The 13,620-nt window shown below is 35.1% G+C and carries 15 protein-coding genes; 10 read left to right on the top strand and 5 right to left on the bottom strand.

The window, feature by feature from the left end:
• Window positions 1-53 precede the first annotated feature (53 nt).
• Complete coding sequence (locus Q0941_RS00075) at window positions 54-1,259, top strand: hypothetical protein (protein WP_299290100.1); 1,206 nt, start codon at window positions 54-56, stop codon at window positions 1,257-1,259.
• Between the two features lie 292 nt (window positions 1,260-1,551).
• Here Q0941_RS00075 and Q0941_RS00070 read toward each other — a convergent pair whose 3' ends face one another.
• Complete coding sequence (locus Q0941_RS00070; protein WP_299290098.1) at window positions 1,552-2,448, bottom strand: transcription initiation factor IIB; 897 nt, start codon at window positions 2,446-2,448, stop codon at window positions 1,552-1,554.
• Between the two features lie 353 nt (window positions 2,449-2,801).
• Between Q0941_RS00070 and Q0941_RS00065 the strand changes: the two genes are divergently transcribed.
• Window positions 2,802-3,032: a hypothetical protein gene (locus tag Q0941_RS00065; protein ID WP_299290096.1), complete on the top strand. Its 231-nt coding sequence runs from the start codon at window positions 2,802-2,804 to the stop codon at window positions 3,030-3,032.
• A 330-nt stretch (window positions 3,033-3,362) separates the two neighbouring features.
• A complete protein-coding gene (locus Q0941_RS00060) occupies window positions 3,363-3,722 on the top strand; it encodes a response regulator (protein ID WP_299290094.1) in 360 nt (119 codons plus the stop codon).
• Between the two features lie 76 nt (window positions 3,723-3,798).
• Here Q0941_RS00060 and Q0941_RS00055 read toward each other — a convergent pair whose 3' ends face one another.
• A complete protein-coding gene (locus Q0941_RS00055; protein WP_299290092.1) occupies window positions 3,799-3,948 on the bottom strand; it encodes a UBA domain-containing protein in 150 nt (49 codons plus the stop codon).
• A gap of 177 nt (window positions 3,949-4,125) precedes the next feature.
• Entirely contained in the window at window positions 4,126-5,193 is a 1,068-nt protein-coding gene (locus Q0941_RS00050) for a sensor histidine kinase (RefSeq protein ID WP_299290090.1), read from the bottom strand.
• 652 nt (window positions 5,194-5,845) lie between these two features.
• Between Q0941_RS00050 and Q0941_RS00045 the strand changes: the two genes are divergently transcribed.
• Window positions 5,846-6,148: a hypothetical protein gene (locus Q0941_RS00045; RefSeq protein ID WP_299290088.1), complete on the top strand. Its 303-nt coding sequence runs from the start codon at window positions 5,846-5,848 to the stop codon at window positions 6,146-6,148.
• 48 nt (window positions 6,149-6,196) lie between these two features.
• Here Q0941_RS00045 and Q0941_RS00040 read toward each other — a convergent pair whose 3' ends face one another.
• A complete protein-coding gene (locus Q0941_RS00040; protein ID WP_299290086.1) occupies window positions 6,197-6,583 on the bottom strand; it encodes a response regulator in 387 nt (128 codons plus the stop codon).
• 167 nt (window positions 6,584-6,750) lie between these two features.
• Here Q0941_RS00040 and Q0941_RS00035 point away from each other — a divergent pair, with 167 nt between their 5' ends.
• Both Q0941_RS00035 and Q0941_RS00030 read left to right on the top strand, forming a co-directional pair.
• Complete coding sequence (locus tag Q0941_RS00035) at window positions 6,751-7,164, top strand: response regulator (RefSeq protein WP_299290084.1); 414 nt, start codon at window positions 6,751-6,753, stop codon at window positions 7,162-7,164.
• A gap of 166 nt (window positions 7,165-7,330) precedes the next feature.
• Window positions 7,331-7,735: a VOC family protein gene (locus Q0941_RS00030; RefSeq protein ID WP_299290082.1), complete on the top strand. Its 405-nt coding sequence runs from the start codon at window positions 7,331-7,333 to the stop codon at window positions 7,733-7,735.
• Between the two features lie 125 nt (window positions 7,736-7,860).
• On the opposite strand, the gene Q0941_RS00025 is transcribed toward Q0941_RS00030, so the two are convergent.
• Window positions 7,861-8,100 carry a hypothetical protein gene (locus tag Q0941_RS00025; protein WP_299290080.1) on the bottom strand — a complete coding sequence of 80 codons (240 nt, stop codon included), beginning with the start codon at window positions 8,098-8,100 and terminating at the stop codon, window positions 7,861-7,863.
• Window positions 8,101-8,294: 194 nt separating this feature from the next.
• On the opposite strand from Q0941_RS00025, the gene Q0941_RS00020 reads away from it, so the two are divergent.
• From Q0941_RS00020 to Q0941_RS00005, 4 genes are all read left to right on the top strand, one after another.
• Window positions 8,295-8,477: a hypothetical protein gene (locus Q0941_RS00020; protein WP_299290078.1), complete on the top strand. Its 183-nt coding sequence runs from the start codon at window positions 8,295-8,297 to the stop codon at window positions 8,475-8,477.
• Window positions 8,478-9,229: 752 nt separating this feature from the next.
• Entirely contained in the window at window positions 9,230-10,057 is an 828-nt protein-coding gene (locus Q0941_RS00015) for a PEFG-CTERM sorting domain-containing protein (protein WP_299290076.1), read from the top strand.
• A gap of 172 nt (window positions 10,058-10,229) precedes the next feature.
• Entirely contained in the window at window positions 10,230-12,275 is a 2,046-nt protein-coding gene (locus tag Q0941_RS00010; RefSeq protein WP_299290074.1) for a hypothetical protein, read from the top strand.
• A 143-nt stretch (window positions 12,276-12,418) separates the two neighbouring features.
• Window positions 12,419-13,620 (top strand): Ig-like domain-containing protein (locus Q0941_RS00005; RefSeq protein WP_299290072.1); only part of this gene is annotated, 1,202 nt, incomplete at its 3' end.

The raw sequence follows: 13,620 nt of genomic DNA, 5'->3' as shown, positions 1-13,620 counted from the left end.
CCTTGTTATGAGAAGTCACTTCTCATTAGCATACTAAGATGAGGTCCTTTGAAATGTTGACATTTGTGGCTATACTTGGTGCGATGCTGGCTGTTTCTGGAACAGTATCACAAGAGGCATATGCAATGAATCGTGATGATATGACTGAAAAAATGTTAGAGACAAATGAAAAATTATCTCTTTTGAAGAATACTGATAACAGTTTTCAGGACATGTCTATGGGAACAATGTCTTTTGAGATTGATCAGATTACAAAAACAATGTTGAAAATTAATGAAGCAAACAATAGGAGTAATGACAGAATAAACATAATTTATGAACACTTACAAAATAACTATTACGCTGTTTTAGACAAGTATGAAAATAATCTAAAAGAACATGAAAAAGAAAACGGATTAACTGTTCAGGAAAAGAAAATATTTTCTCAAACTATGAAAAACAAGATTATTTTTGAAAATCTAGAGAACAAACAAAATATCCAAAAAGACAGAGCTCAATCAATCGAAAAAACTATCAAAGAAACTGATACCAAAAAAGCATATCAAAAACTTGTAAACAAAATCGGAGCAAAACTTACCGATGATGCTAATGGAGGAAAAGTAAACAATGTCCATCATATGATCTCTCTAGAAGAGATAATTGCTTCTAAAAATTGGAATCTAGCAATACCTGCAATTGACAGAACAATAACTCAAACTACTGATGAAAAGACTATTCTCAAGCTGACAGAGATCAAGGAAAACATCAAAAAAATATTGGCAAATAAAGAGAAACAAGACAAAGAGAATTCCGTCACAGCCTTAAAATCTCAAGAAAATACAGATCTCCCTAGTTTGATACAATTTAATTCTGATGAGTCGTTATTAGAAGAAGTACTTGTTCATGAACAAGAGGAATTTCCTAATTTTGGTATTTCACACATAAATGAAAATGTACTTAGTACAATTAACCCTATATTTGAATCAGAACTGAAACAATCCCTTAATGATGTAATCAAAACCACAAGTGATACGGAAAAGAAAATCAAAGAGGTTAGGGACAAACAAATCAGTGAGAAAAGTGAAAAGAAGACATCACAGATTAACGAAATACCAACATCTGTAAGTGAGGAGCCCAGCAAAAAAACCAACGAAGGCATCAAGCATAAAGATAACAGTGGAATGAGTCCTAGTGATAGCTCTTCTAACCAAAATTCTCCAAATAATGCCAATAAAAATAATGACGATGATGATGACGATGATGATGACGATGATGACTAATGTCGTAAAATAGTCTTGTTTTCTTATTTCTTGGCTTGAAGAACTAGAAGTTTTTTGCATGTAGAATCATCAATAACAAAAGTAACGCCCTATTTTGTTTCTCTGCTCTTCCTTCTAGGTTTGATTCGAAGCATTGCCTTGCAACAAGGACAGCGAACAAAGATTGGATCGAAATAACAAGAACATAATCCACAAAAACGATGGTTTTCTTCATATCTCATTTTGTTTGGAATGTTTGCAGCCTTTTTCAGATGACAAATTCCTTTGCAAGAAAATCCCATTTCCTGGCTTCCTATATCAGTGGCACGTACTTTGTAAATTCGTTTAATCTGTTGCGAATGGTTACTGTACTAATCCCTGATATCTCCGATATTTTGAATTGAGATATATCTTTGTTGTTTTGAATGCATGCCATGTAAACAGATGCAGCTGCAACTGCATCAGGCTTTTTTCCTGCAATAACTTTCTCTTTTTTCAAAGACTCGAAAATTTCTACTGCATCTCGCTTTACCTTTTCTGGAAGGTTCAGGTTGTTTGAGAATTTGACTATGCTGTTTACAGGATTTGTAATTGGCACATCCAGTCTGAGCTTTTGAAACAGCATTCTGTAACTTCGTGCAATGGTGTGCCTTCTTTCATGAAGATGTTTTGAAATCTCTGCAATGCTTCTTGTGGTCCCAAGGTCCCTGCATGCTGCATAAACGCACGCACCAACCATTCCTTTGATGGTCCTGCCTCGGATCAGTTTCTGCTCTAGTGCCTTTCGATAAAAATACGATGACTTCTCTATGATGGATTCAGACAGTGCCATCTTCTCCTTTAATTTGTCCATTTCAGATAGGGCGATAATGAGGTTTCTGTTTGATGTTGTTCTTGACTTGCTTCTTGAGTCCCAAATTCTCATTCTGTTCAGTGATCCTCTGGCCTTGTAAGGCACAGGATTTCCACTGGAATCGTAGTTGGATCGTCCCATGACTGTGGATAGTCCGCCATCATGTATCCTGTTAGTGATTCTTGGACCTGTTCTCATGTTTTGGTAGTTTTCAGAAAATCCCTCATATGAAAAGTCAACAGTTTTTTGATCCAACACCTGGCCACAATTCCTGCAAATCTCTTCGCCTGTATCATTATCAAACACAGATTTTGTGTGCTTGCAGTCAAATGATTTCTGAACATGGTGTGAATTCAATTTATTTCACCTGAAAGATGATACAATCAATAACGGGGTATTGCATTGCGAATGTATTTGTTCATCAGTGATATTCAAACAGTTTTTGCATTGGAAACTAGTAGGTTCATTGCATGAATGACATTTGTTCTTGATTTCCAATTCGGTTCCGCACTTTCTGCAAGAATCAATTCTCATTGCATCTCTATGTTCTTTCATAGATTTAAGCAACATGAAAATTAGATGGGACTAATTAGATTCAGCTAATAATTTTTCAAAGATATTCTAGAAACTTGGAATTGCTATCTCAAACCAATTAGCTTGTTCTAACTTTCGTTTTGTTTTTAAATTAATTTATCATATCATATATGTTATTGGCATTTAAAATAAAATACAAATTTGATGGCGATGCAAAATATTCTGTTTGCACTGTAACGTATTCTCAGTATAAAAATTTCCAAAAACTTCCTATAGTGAAAAAATGCGAAGTGATCAGAGGCAATGTAAAAAACATTGAGAACTACAAAAAAGAAATGCAGAATGCATTGAATTTAGCATTTAAGAACGACACAAGTCACATTAAGAAATTATCTGAAGAACTGTAACTAGTATATCAAATTGATTTCATAAATCCCACTCAAGGATTAACTTGGACAATACTTGTAAAATTATTGTTGGCGTGCTAACTATACTAGTGGGGCAAAACAAAAAACAAATTGGGTGAGAAACTAGATGAATAAGCAGTTACTTGGTTTCCCACCCATGGACGTTAGACAGTTTTGATACGCACAGAGAGATTAAAACAAAATTGGTACATTTGAAGACAGTACTAGTATAAACGTAAAACGTGGCATTCACGAATTGTTTTGTATTCCTACAGTTTTTTTTGATTCATATCTGTTCAGATTAAACATACGTGAGAATATTGGAATCAGTTGCAATCCTGTATTATGACATCCGTATTGATTATTGATGATGATCAAGAAGCAATCGATAATCTCTCAAGCTATCTAAGAATGCATAAAATCCAAGTTTTTGGCACAGCAAGTGATGGAGCATATGCTTTAGAATTATATGAAAAACACAAACCAGATTTCATTATTTCAGACTATCAAATGCCAAAACGTGACGGGTTGTATGTTATTGAGTCAATCAAAAAGGCGTACCCAAAATGCAAAATTGTCCTGATTTCTGGATTTGCTACTGCCGAAATAAAATTACAATCATTTGCTTCAGGAGTTAGTGTTTTAGAAAAGCCAGTAAATAATGAAGAACTCTTGTCACTTTTAAAATAATTCAAGTCCTTTGAAAATCAAATCTTTATGAATGACTCAAATTCTGTTGAGGCATGCAACTGAAAATATTATGCTTTCAGAGATTTTTGCTAGTGATTTCTTTTATTGCCTTTACTAGATTCCCTTTGTTCTTCTTTAGAATTTTTTCTGCAGTAATTCTGGTGCATCCAGTTTGATTGCATACTACATCAATATCGTATTTGTCCACAGAATAGTTTTCATGCATATGATTTGTGGGACAAAATTATTTTTAATCTAATTGGTACATTTGTGATTTGTTGTTTTTTATAATATGATCATAAAAATTATGATATTCATACTTAAATATCATATCTTCCGAGAGTACCTAGCTAGTTACTAGTTTGGTTTTCAAGGGAAACGAAGGCCTTCGTTTCTCTTTAGATTATTTTCCTTCTTCAGTTTTTACACTTTCCTCTTTTGGAAAGATCATGGCGAATCTCTTTGGACTGGCCTTTAGTGCAATTTGGCCTCCATGTAACTCAACAATATTTTTGACACTTGACAAACCAAGGCCTGTCCCCTCCTGCTTTGTGGTAAACAATGGCTCAAAGATCTTTTCTTGTTCCTCTAACGGAATATCCTCTCCCGAATCCTGGACTGTGGCCATCACAACTTTGTTATTTTCATTTAGTTTTACGAAGATGCGTCCCTTGCTATCCCCAATTGCTTGAATTGCATTTAGTATTAAATTCTCAAACACTACCTCCATCTTTACAGAGTCACAGTTGAACACTATGTCGTTTTTGGGAGGGTAGATGGTGATGTTTGGTGGAATCTCTATCGAAGAATATGATGTCTGAATTATGTCTTTTAATGACTCTTCCTTCTTTTTCAGTGGCATCTTTTGGACATAATCAAGCACTCCCTCAATCTGGTGAGTCATTCGAAAAACTGATTTCTCCATTAGCTCAAGCCTTTTAATCACAGCATCATCCATGATTCTGCCTTCTTTCAGCTTTAGAATCCCAACCATTCCTTTGATTACAGTTAACGGACTACGCAAATCATGTGCTAGTCTTGAGGACAATTCTCCAATGGCTGCAAATCTTTCTGATTCTATTAGCTGTTCAGTTTTCACCTCAAGCTCTTCTTCTAGCTTCTTTTTTCTATCTACTAACTCTGCTTCTGCATTTGCAATTTTAGACAAGTTGGCATTTAGTTTGTTATTTAGCTCCTTTGATAGCTGCTTTTCTTCTGATAACTGGCTGTACATCCGCTTCATCTTTTCATTATTGAAATTTTCAATTAGCTCAAACGATTCTGAGAACAGAGTTCTGCTTTCTTTATCTTCTATTTCCTCATCAATTTTGGCAATGGCTTTCTTAGCAAAGGATTCTTCCTTGATGTCCTTTCCCTCCTGCTCTAAAAGTGATTTTGATCGTCTTTGTTTGTCTGAGAAATACAGTGTTCTTTTTTCAGGATCTACCTCTCCATCATCTTTTCTGACCATAAATTTACGCATGTAAAATATTCGTGCTTGTAAAATAAATGAACTAGAGTGTTTGTTTTGGACACATAGGTCCTCAGTACGGAAATTGAAGGAGATGATGAAAAACCTCTCTTAAATTTAATGAACTTGAGAAATTTCTTTCCCTTATAGTTTTCTTCTAGAAATAATTTAATCTTTGTTTGATGTACTTGTATGTTTCATTCTTGTATGTGCTGAAAAATCTCCTCTTTCTTGTTCCTTAATCGAAAGATTTTTGCTTCAAATGCCTTTTGAAAATTCAGCGACAAGCCCCCTTCTACCTGTCTCTGAACCTGATTTATCTCCATGATTATTTTTTGCAATTCGTCTGGACTGTTAGGGTATTATGATTTGTGTACTAATTGCATGTGCCGTTTCAAAAATCCTTTGCTTTTCAACCAAACATCACAATATGGACACTGATTCATGATTGCTATTCTTTCATCCTTGATGTTTTATATTCTGAATTGTCCATTCTTAGTTCAAATCTGCATGTGATTTTTCTTAACTTTGTTTTTGCTGTAATTGTTTTCTGATTGTGCATTAACAATTTTTGGCACACTTCCTTTGAATTGTATTGTCAGCTTGTACTGGACAGACAGAAGGTTTTGACAAAGATTTCTCATAAAAATTCATGAAGAAGACTATCTATTTTACCAAATCATATCCTGAAACTGTCACGTGGAAAAAAGAGATTGAAATAAAAGATGGTAAGGTAGTTGATGAGACTTTTTGGCGAATCAGCGATGATGATAATGATCCTAATCCGCATTACTGGCCAATCAGTGATTCTGATGAATTACTTTTAATAAAAAATGAAATTGATGCAATTCAGAGAAGAATTCTTGAAGGTGTGTCTAGCGAATTAGAGGACGAGCTAGAACAAAGTCTTGATGTGCTAAGAAAAAGAAGGTTTAGTCTTCTTTCAAACATGTAATGCAAATTTTTAATTGAGAAAATGTATTTTCAAAAACTTTAGAAAACCCTAATGCTGGATGTCCATCATTTTCTTCTCAAACGAATCAAGAAGGTTGGAAAGGGAATTTAATATAACTGGCTTTTTGATTGTCTCATACACTTCTAGTTCTTCTAATTCACTTGTCTGAGAAGTGCTAAGCTCACTTGCAGTTATCACCACAATTTTGCCTGAATGATGATGATTTAACAATTCATACAACACATCAAATCCTGAAAATCTAGGCATGGTAATATCTAAGAAAATTAAGTCAAAATTACCTTCAGTCACTCTTTTGACACCCTCCTTCCCGTCTGTTACAAATTCGTAATCGTGGCCTAATATTTCGATCATTTCTTGAAATAGTTCTGCAATGTCTTCGTTGTCCTCAATGTGTAGGATCTTCACAACTTTCATGATTTTTTTAATTAAATTAGGATATGTTTGGACAAATTAAACAATCTTCCTCACATTTGGACATAGCTTTTTTCAAATAGTGTTTTTTCTGAGCTGACAATTTCTTATTTATTATCTAATGAAATAACAGTTTGTTGCAATCCATTCGTTTTTGTAAAATTTTGATAGTGGATGATTCAGCAGCGTTTAGAGCAAAAATCAAAAGCATCCTCAAAGATGCCAAAGTTGGATTTTATTATTATGAGGCAACAAATGGCAAAGAGGCTGTTTCAAAATACATTGAGACAAAACCAGACATTGTAGTGATGGATATTATGATGCCTGAAGTCGGTGGAATTGAGGCAATGATTGCTGTCAAAAAACATCATCCACAAGCAAAAATCATAGTGGCCTCAACTAGGGACAACAAGGACATTATCAATGAGGCAATAAAATCAGGAGGTGCTGCAGACTACGTCATTAAGCCTTTTGTCGCAAGCGAAGTAGTCGGAGCAATATCCAAACAGCTTTTGTTAGATGACAAACCAAGAAAGAAAACATCTAAAAAAATCACAAGAGCATTTGCTTTACAGGCCAGATAAAAATCAAACAGAATTATCTGATCCCTTCTGATTTTATTTTTCCTTGTCCTATCCTGTGGACTTTTTATTATTTGCCTCAATATGCTCTTGGAAAAAATAGATGGTAAAATAGTTCAAGCCTTAACAGATTCGAATTCTTTATGAGTGTCAGTAAGGTAATTTTGTCATGATTGACGAGATTGAAGGAGTAATTGTAATGGTTTCAGACCAACAAAAGGCATTAGATTTCTATACAGAAAAACTTGGATTTACAAAAAAACTAGATACATCTGAAGCTGGTTTTAGATGGATTGTTGTTGGTCCTAAAGATTCCAAGACTGTAGTTAGCTTAGTTGATCCTCTCTCTATGAAAGACTGGGCAGAAAATGTACCTGACAATCCCGAAAAAAGAATTGGTCAGCCTACAGGGATTTGGTTTTATGCAAAAGAAATTGAACAAACATTCCAGGAACTAAAATCAAAAGGAGTTGAAGTCACTGAGCCCAAAAAACAAGTCTGGGGAGGAACAATGTGTACTGTATATGATCAGGACAAGAACAGTTTTGGCCTAGTTGGAGATTCTCACGATTAATTCTGACAATATCTTCTAACGTATATGCAGAATGAATAATTCTGAATTATTTCCTGACATCTATGGATCTAAAGGGATTAGTGGCGCGCTCTTTTGCCTAATGCAGAGGTCATTTTACTCTAAAATCAGTTGGAATCTATGATCTGTGATAGTTGCCGGATATGACTAGTGTCATTTTTTACAGCCAAATCAAGTGCCTTTTGCATTTCATTCATGTATTTTTCGATGTTTTCTTCATTTTCTCTAACTACCTGACATTGCTCAATTGTTGGAAGTTTTCTGAGATTTTTGTATTGTTCATGAGTGACTGTGCAGGAATATGTTTTTTCCTCTTTCTTGAATTTGTAGAAAATTTCAAAGGACATGTATGAAGTTCATATTATGTATTATTTATTTCTACCATTTTTTGATTTTAGATCTGATAAAATCGTAGCAACACAAAGTAACACAAAAAATTGTTTTTATTTTCTGTTCTAAAAATTCAGAAAAAATAGCTCAGTCTAATTAGCTCTTTCTAATTTTCACATTGTTTAAATCAAAAAATGCCCTACCATAATCAATGAGAATTGATTCGTGTAGAAAATGTGGAATGGAATTAGAAACTAATAAAAAATGTGAAGTGTGTAATGACGCAATACAGTTTTTATGCCATAAATGTGGAAACGTTACAGATGAACAAATTCATTCTGTCTGTTATCTTGTAAACATGAATCGTATCTTACTACAAACAAGTGTTCTATGATGTATCAAAATTCTATACCTTATCCTAATTGTAACGGAGAATGCAAACAGTTTGAGGCAAAAAAACCACATGAAGGTCCACGTTATGGCCAAGGCCAAAAGCGATGCCAGATGTGTGATACCTGGATAAATTTTGAAGGAATTAGATGTCCTTGTTGTAATTACAGACTTAGATCTAGATCAAGACTGGCAAAATGCAAGCCTGATTTTGCAAGAATTTGATTCCTTTCTGCTTTACTTTAAAATAATTTCAACTCTTTTCTCTCAAACAAATCATGAAATTGTTTTGCTGTAGTATTCTAATGTGACAGATTGTTACACTAAAAACAATTCATTGAAATGCAAGTTAGATCTAAATATGTAATCATGATTGCAACGTGCTCTTGATGCAAGAACTCATTTCAACTTCCACAAACTGCTCTCTATCTACTACAAATGGGTCTATTGCCTGTTGACCGACAGATCCTATGTGAGGATTGTAACCAGTACACTTAGTTTTTTTTTCAATTTTTAGAACAGAAAATAACTTTTGTAATTTCTAATTCTGACAAAGCGTTAAGTAGGTACAATCTGTGTACATATTGGTTTTCATTTACTTTTTTTTCATTTTCTTAATTATTATTAAAAATCTAGGTCATGATTTCTAACTATTCATGAATAAAAATGAAAAATAAGAACCGATGTTGAGAAAAAACAAGTATGTTTTTGTGATGAATCTCATGAATCAATAAATAATACTGATTTTGGTCATAAATGATGCTCTCTGTTTTGACAGTATTTTCTTTATGTATGGTTTTGATAGCAATTTTGGGACAAGTTCCAGCATTTGCTGAAGGCACAATTCTAGTTACTACTGATAAGGCATCCTACACTTATGGCGAACCAATTTTCATTAGTGGCGAAATTAAAGATATTGATTCTGTACTTCATGCAAATGTAATTGTGACTTTTTCTGATGGAAGTCTAGCTGCACTCAAACTAGTTCCAGTGGATGCTGATAAGAAATTCAATGCTCAAATTATTGCTGGTGACTCTATGACGCAAATTGGCACCTACACTGTTACAGTTCAGTATGGTGCAGAAAATTATTCATCTACAACATCGTTTGAATTTGAAGGACCCTTGGAATCTTTTGTGTTTGACAGTTCTAACGCAATTAGTTCCACTGTTTTAGTTCGTGACTATGATGATTTGATAAAGTATGAGATAACAGGTGGAAAGCTATTGGAAGTTTTTCCCGATGTTGATGCAAAGTCATTAATTGTTTCGATAGATGCAATTAATTCTGGTTATGTAACCTTGACAATTCATAGGTTGACTTTGGATGCAACAATAAATGGCCAAGACCATGATTTCTTTGTCTTAATTGATGGAGAGGAAGCTGACTTTGATGAAATCAAATCATCAACAGATAGAGTCCTCACTATAGCATTTCCAGCAGGCGCTGAAGAAATTGAAATAATTGGCACCTTTGTAGTCCCAGAGTTTGGTACAATCGCAGCCATGATTCTAGCAGTTGCAATCATATCAATAATTGCAATCTCTACAAAGTCAAGACTTTGTATTGTGTCTAGATGTTGACTAGTCATCATTTTCTGATTGGCTAAGCCATAATCACAACATCATATTTTCCCAATATTGGAACATTCTCTTTTAATTTTTAAGGTGTTTTTTCTATTTTTTGACATATTATGCAATCAATTATGTTGACATACTTGCATTATCATTTTATCAAAACAAGAGTTGAATGTGTTTGATCTTTTTTAAGTTTGATTATCTTCTGACTGCCGTTTTTTTACTAGTATTGATATTTTCTCAAGTCAACTTGGCATATGCTGCACCTCCGGTAGTGGAAAGCTCTGCAGGAATTCAAGTTACACCCACTGATGCAAGAACCGGTACCATTACAATACCCAATGTCTCTATAGGAACTCAATCAGATCGTTTACTTACTGTTACAGTAGCTTTAGACAATCATGATATTGCCTCAATTGCAACTGACACAACTGTGACATCTGTTACATTTGGTCCAACTGGAACTAGTTGTTCTGTGAATCAATCTTTTACTTTAGTACCTGGCTCTGTAATACAAATTGCAGATCATGTTAGAAATGAGATTTGGTCTCTGACTGCTCCAACGCAATCACAAACATGCAACATTATTGTAACTCTCTCAGACGACGTTGGTGATTATGGTGGCCTTTTTGACAAACGAGCTGCTGCTGCCTCCTATAGTCTTTTTAGTCGTGTAGATCAAACTACTCCAATTGTAGGTAACACTGGAGTTACAAACTCTGATGCAACTGGTACAAGCAATACTCCTTCTGTTACAATAGCTAGCACTGCTGATCAATATGCAACAGATATCATGTCATCAAGTTCCTCTTCTGGCGTAGCTCCAACCATAGGTCCTAATCAATCTCTACAATTCAGTTATTTTACTTCTGGGATTGTAAATTTTCTTACTGGTGCGTCAACACAGTCTGGGAATCTAGATACTTCTATGAGTTGGACTTTTACAAATACGGCTAACTGGGCTAGTAGTGCTATAGTGATCAATTCATGTGATACATCTGCTTCATGTACTGTAGCTAGTGGGGGTTCTGATAATTCTGATAATTATGGGGGTCATTGTGATCAAAATTGTGTATCTCCAACTCTTGGGAAATTTTATACTAACAGGATGGTAGTAGAGAATGGGTTTTCTTACAATGAAAATACTGTTGATGTGACTTCCCACAGTACTCTCTTTCCTCTTGTTACAACTTCTGTAGGTGAAAAAAACACTCTTTCTCTAATACTGTATGAAGATGAAGGCCCTCAAAATATTGCACATGTAGGAGTTGCATTTGGTTTGAAACAAGGTGATATTTTTAACGACAGTCAAATAATAATTAATTGGGATAGGAATTTTGATGGTTCTGAAATGGTTTCTGTTATAGATTCGGAAAATGTTTTAGACAATGTAGAAATAATTGCTGAAGAAAAAGATTGTACTATAATCAATAGTCAATGCCTTTACATTACATTTTATCACGCTTTTAGGACTAGTCTGGACTCTAATATTGTATCTGTTGATGTTTGGGATTTTAATCGAAATGGTAAACAGAATTACTTTGATCCAGGCATTTTAGTCCTTGATGATCCACTTGATTTGGTAGAAACACATAACGTAGTCTATAAAGGAAAAACCTATCAATTAATTGAAATTGCCGAAAATAAATCCGTTGATGCAAACGGAGACGACTGGATTCTAGAAGATAATGCTTGGAAAAAAATTACGCCAGAAACAGATTCTGCTTTGGTTAACTATGACAAACTTTATGCAATAAAGTACCTTGATTTCGATAATTCATTTAATGATGCTTCTGACGCTATATCTTATCATAGATATTCTGATCATTTCTCAGTACACCAAATCCACCAAATGTTTCTTGCTGAAAGTATAATGGAAGAATTGTGTCCAAAGTGCTTGGATGATCCATATGAGGAGATTGATGATATTTTTTCTTATGATGAACCTATACGTTATAAACAAGCACATAATCCTGACTTACAGCAAACTCTGGAACAGGAATCCTCCAGAGCTAGTCTGTTATTAGACGACATGATGGCGCTGCATTATCCTGGAATGGTGTTTGAAGAATCAGATATTGCGTATTATCCTGATGATCCTATCTCTAATGAACCGTCTGGTAAATCTGACTTACAGCAAACTCTGGAGCAGGAATCCTCCAGAGCTAGCGAGTTCCTAGAAGAAATGATGAACGAGTATTATCCTGGCCTCATATATGATTAAAAGACTTGTAATTTCATTATATTACACTATTTTTTCAAATTTCCCAAATTTGATATGTTTTGCCTAAGTTATTATACAAAAATTCCAGAATCTTTGTGTTGCAGAGTAGGAAAACATCACTAAATCTTATTTTGATCTGTTCATTGCTGGTCGTTTCTGCATCAAGCATTTCTATTTTTTCTATGGATTCTGTATTTGCAGACCATGGAACCACTCAGCTTGATGTATCTAATTCTGCTCAATTCTTTCCTGATCCTCCCGCATATGGCGGTGTTGCTGCAATGTTTGTCAACGTTGATCTCCCTGTGGATTCTGATGCTGCCGAAAACACAATACTTACTGTTGAAGGTGCTCCTGGACTAATTTTCAGCTCTGCGTTTAGTAGTGGTATTTGTAGCGAACTCACTCCTCCTCCTGCTACCGGAGCTGTTGTCACATGTGACATGGGCCAAACTTCCCATGAATCTCCAGGTTCTGCAGTAATTGTTTTTGAATTTGGTGCAACTGGTACTGATACCTCTACTTTCATTACTGTTCAAACCACTAATCTTGGTGCTGCTGTAACTTATCTGGACCCACGTACATCCACGTTTACATGTTCTGATTGTCCTAACCCAATCAGTATCACTTCGCCAATTGATGGTCTTGTTACTACAAACACGACTCCTACTATCTTTGGTACTGCTCAACCTTTGCATGATATTGAATTGAGTATTGATGGAGTTGTTGTTGGGACAACTACTTCAGATGCAACAGGTAGTTGGATTTTTGTTACACCTTCTACTCTTACTGATGGTCAACACACAATTGTAGTTACTGATATCGATGCCACTAGTGCTTCTGGAACTTCTACTCCTGTAGCTGATTCTGTTACAATTACTGTTGATACAACCACAAACGTTTCATTTGATCCTACTTTGAATGGCTCTACCACAAATGACAACACTCCTACACTTTTCGGCACTGCTGAAATTGGTTCCACAGTGGAAGTGTTCATTGATGGTATATCCGTTGGAACTACGACTGTAGATGCACTAGGCGACTGGTCACTAACTCCTGCCTCTGCACTTTCAGAAGGCCCTCGTATTGTTACTGCCACTGCAACTGACACGTTAGGAAATACAGTATCTGCATTACCTGTTACTATTACAATTGATACTTCTATTACAATTACAATCGACTCTCATACTAATGGTGATGTTACAAACGATAACACTCCTACACTCTTCGGCACTGCTGAAAATGATTCCACAGTGGAAGTGTTCATTGATGGCATATCCATTGGAACAACTCCTTCACTAGCTGGTACTTGGTCCATTGTTTCGCCTATCCTCTCAGAAGGCCC

This window comes from Candidatus Nitrosopumilus sp. (assembly GCF_028278985.1).
GTDB lineage: Archaea > Thermoproteota > Nitrososphaeria > Nitrososphaerales > Nitrosopumilaceae > Nitrosopumilus.
The sequence above is the reverse complement of the archived record's forward strand: the minus strand, read 5'-3'. Positions and strand labels throughout refer to the sequence as shown.

Coding starts and splice junctions, on each gene's coding strand:
- Q0941_RS00045 (WP_299290088.1), top strand. CDS start 5,846: ATGAAGAAGACTATCTATTTTACCAAATCATATCCTGAAACTGTCACG.
- Q0941_RS00040 (WP_299290086.1), bottom strand. CDS start 6,583: ATGAAAGTTGTGAAGATCCTACACATTGAGGACAACGAAGACATTGCA.
- Q0941_RS00055 (WP_299290092.1), bottom strand. CDS start 3,948: ATGCATGAAAACTATTCTGTGGACAAATACGATATTGATGTAGTATGC.
- Q0941_RS00075 (WP_299290100.1), top strand. CDS start 54: ATGTTGACATTTGTGGCTATACTTGGTGCGATGCTGGCTGTTTCTGGA.
- Q0941_RS00020 (WP_299290078.1), top strand. CDS start 8,295: ATGAGAATTGATTCGTGTAGAAAATGTGGAATGGAATTAGAAACTAAT.
- Q0941_RS00025 (WP_299290080.1), bottom strand. CDS start 8,100: ATGTCCTTTGAAATTTTCTACAAATTCAAGAAAGAGGAAAAAACATAT.
- Q0941_RS00030 (WP_299290082.1), top strand. CDS start 7,331: ATGATTGACGAGATTGAAGGAGTAATTGTAATGGTTTCAGACCAACAA.
- Q0941_RS00015 (WP_299290076.1), top strand. CDS start 9,230: ATGATGCTCTCTGTTTTGACAGTATTTTCTTTATGTATGGTTTTGATA.
- Q0941_RS00050 (WP_299290090.1), bottom strand. CDS start 5,193: ATGGTCAGAAAAGATGATGGAGAGGTAGATCCTGAAAAAAGAACACTG.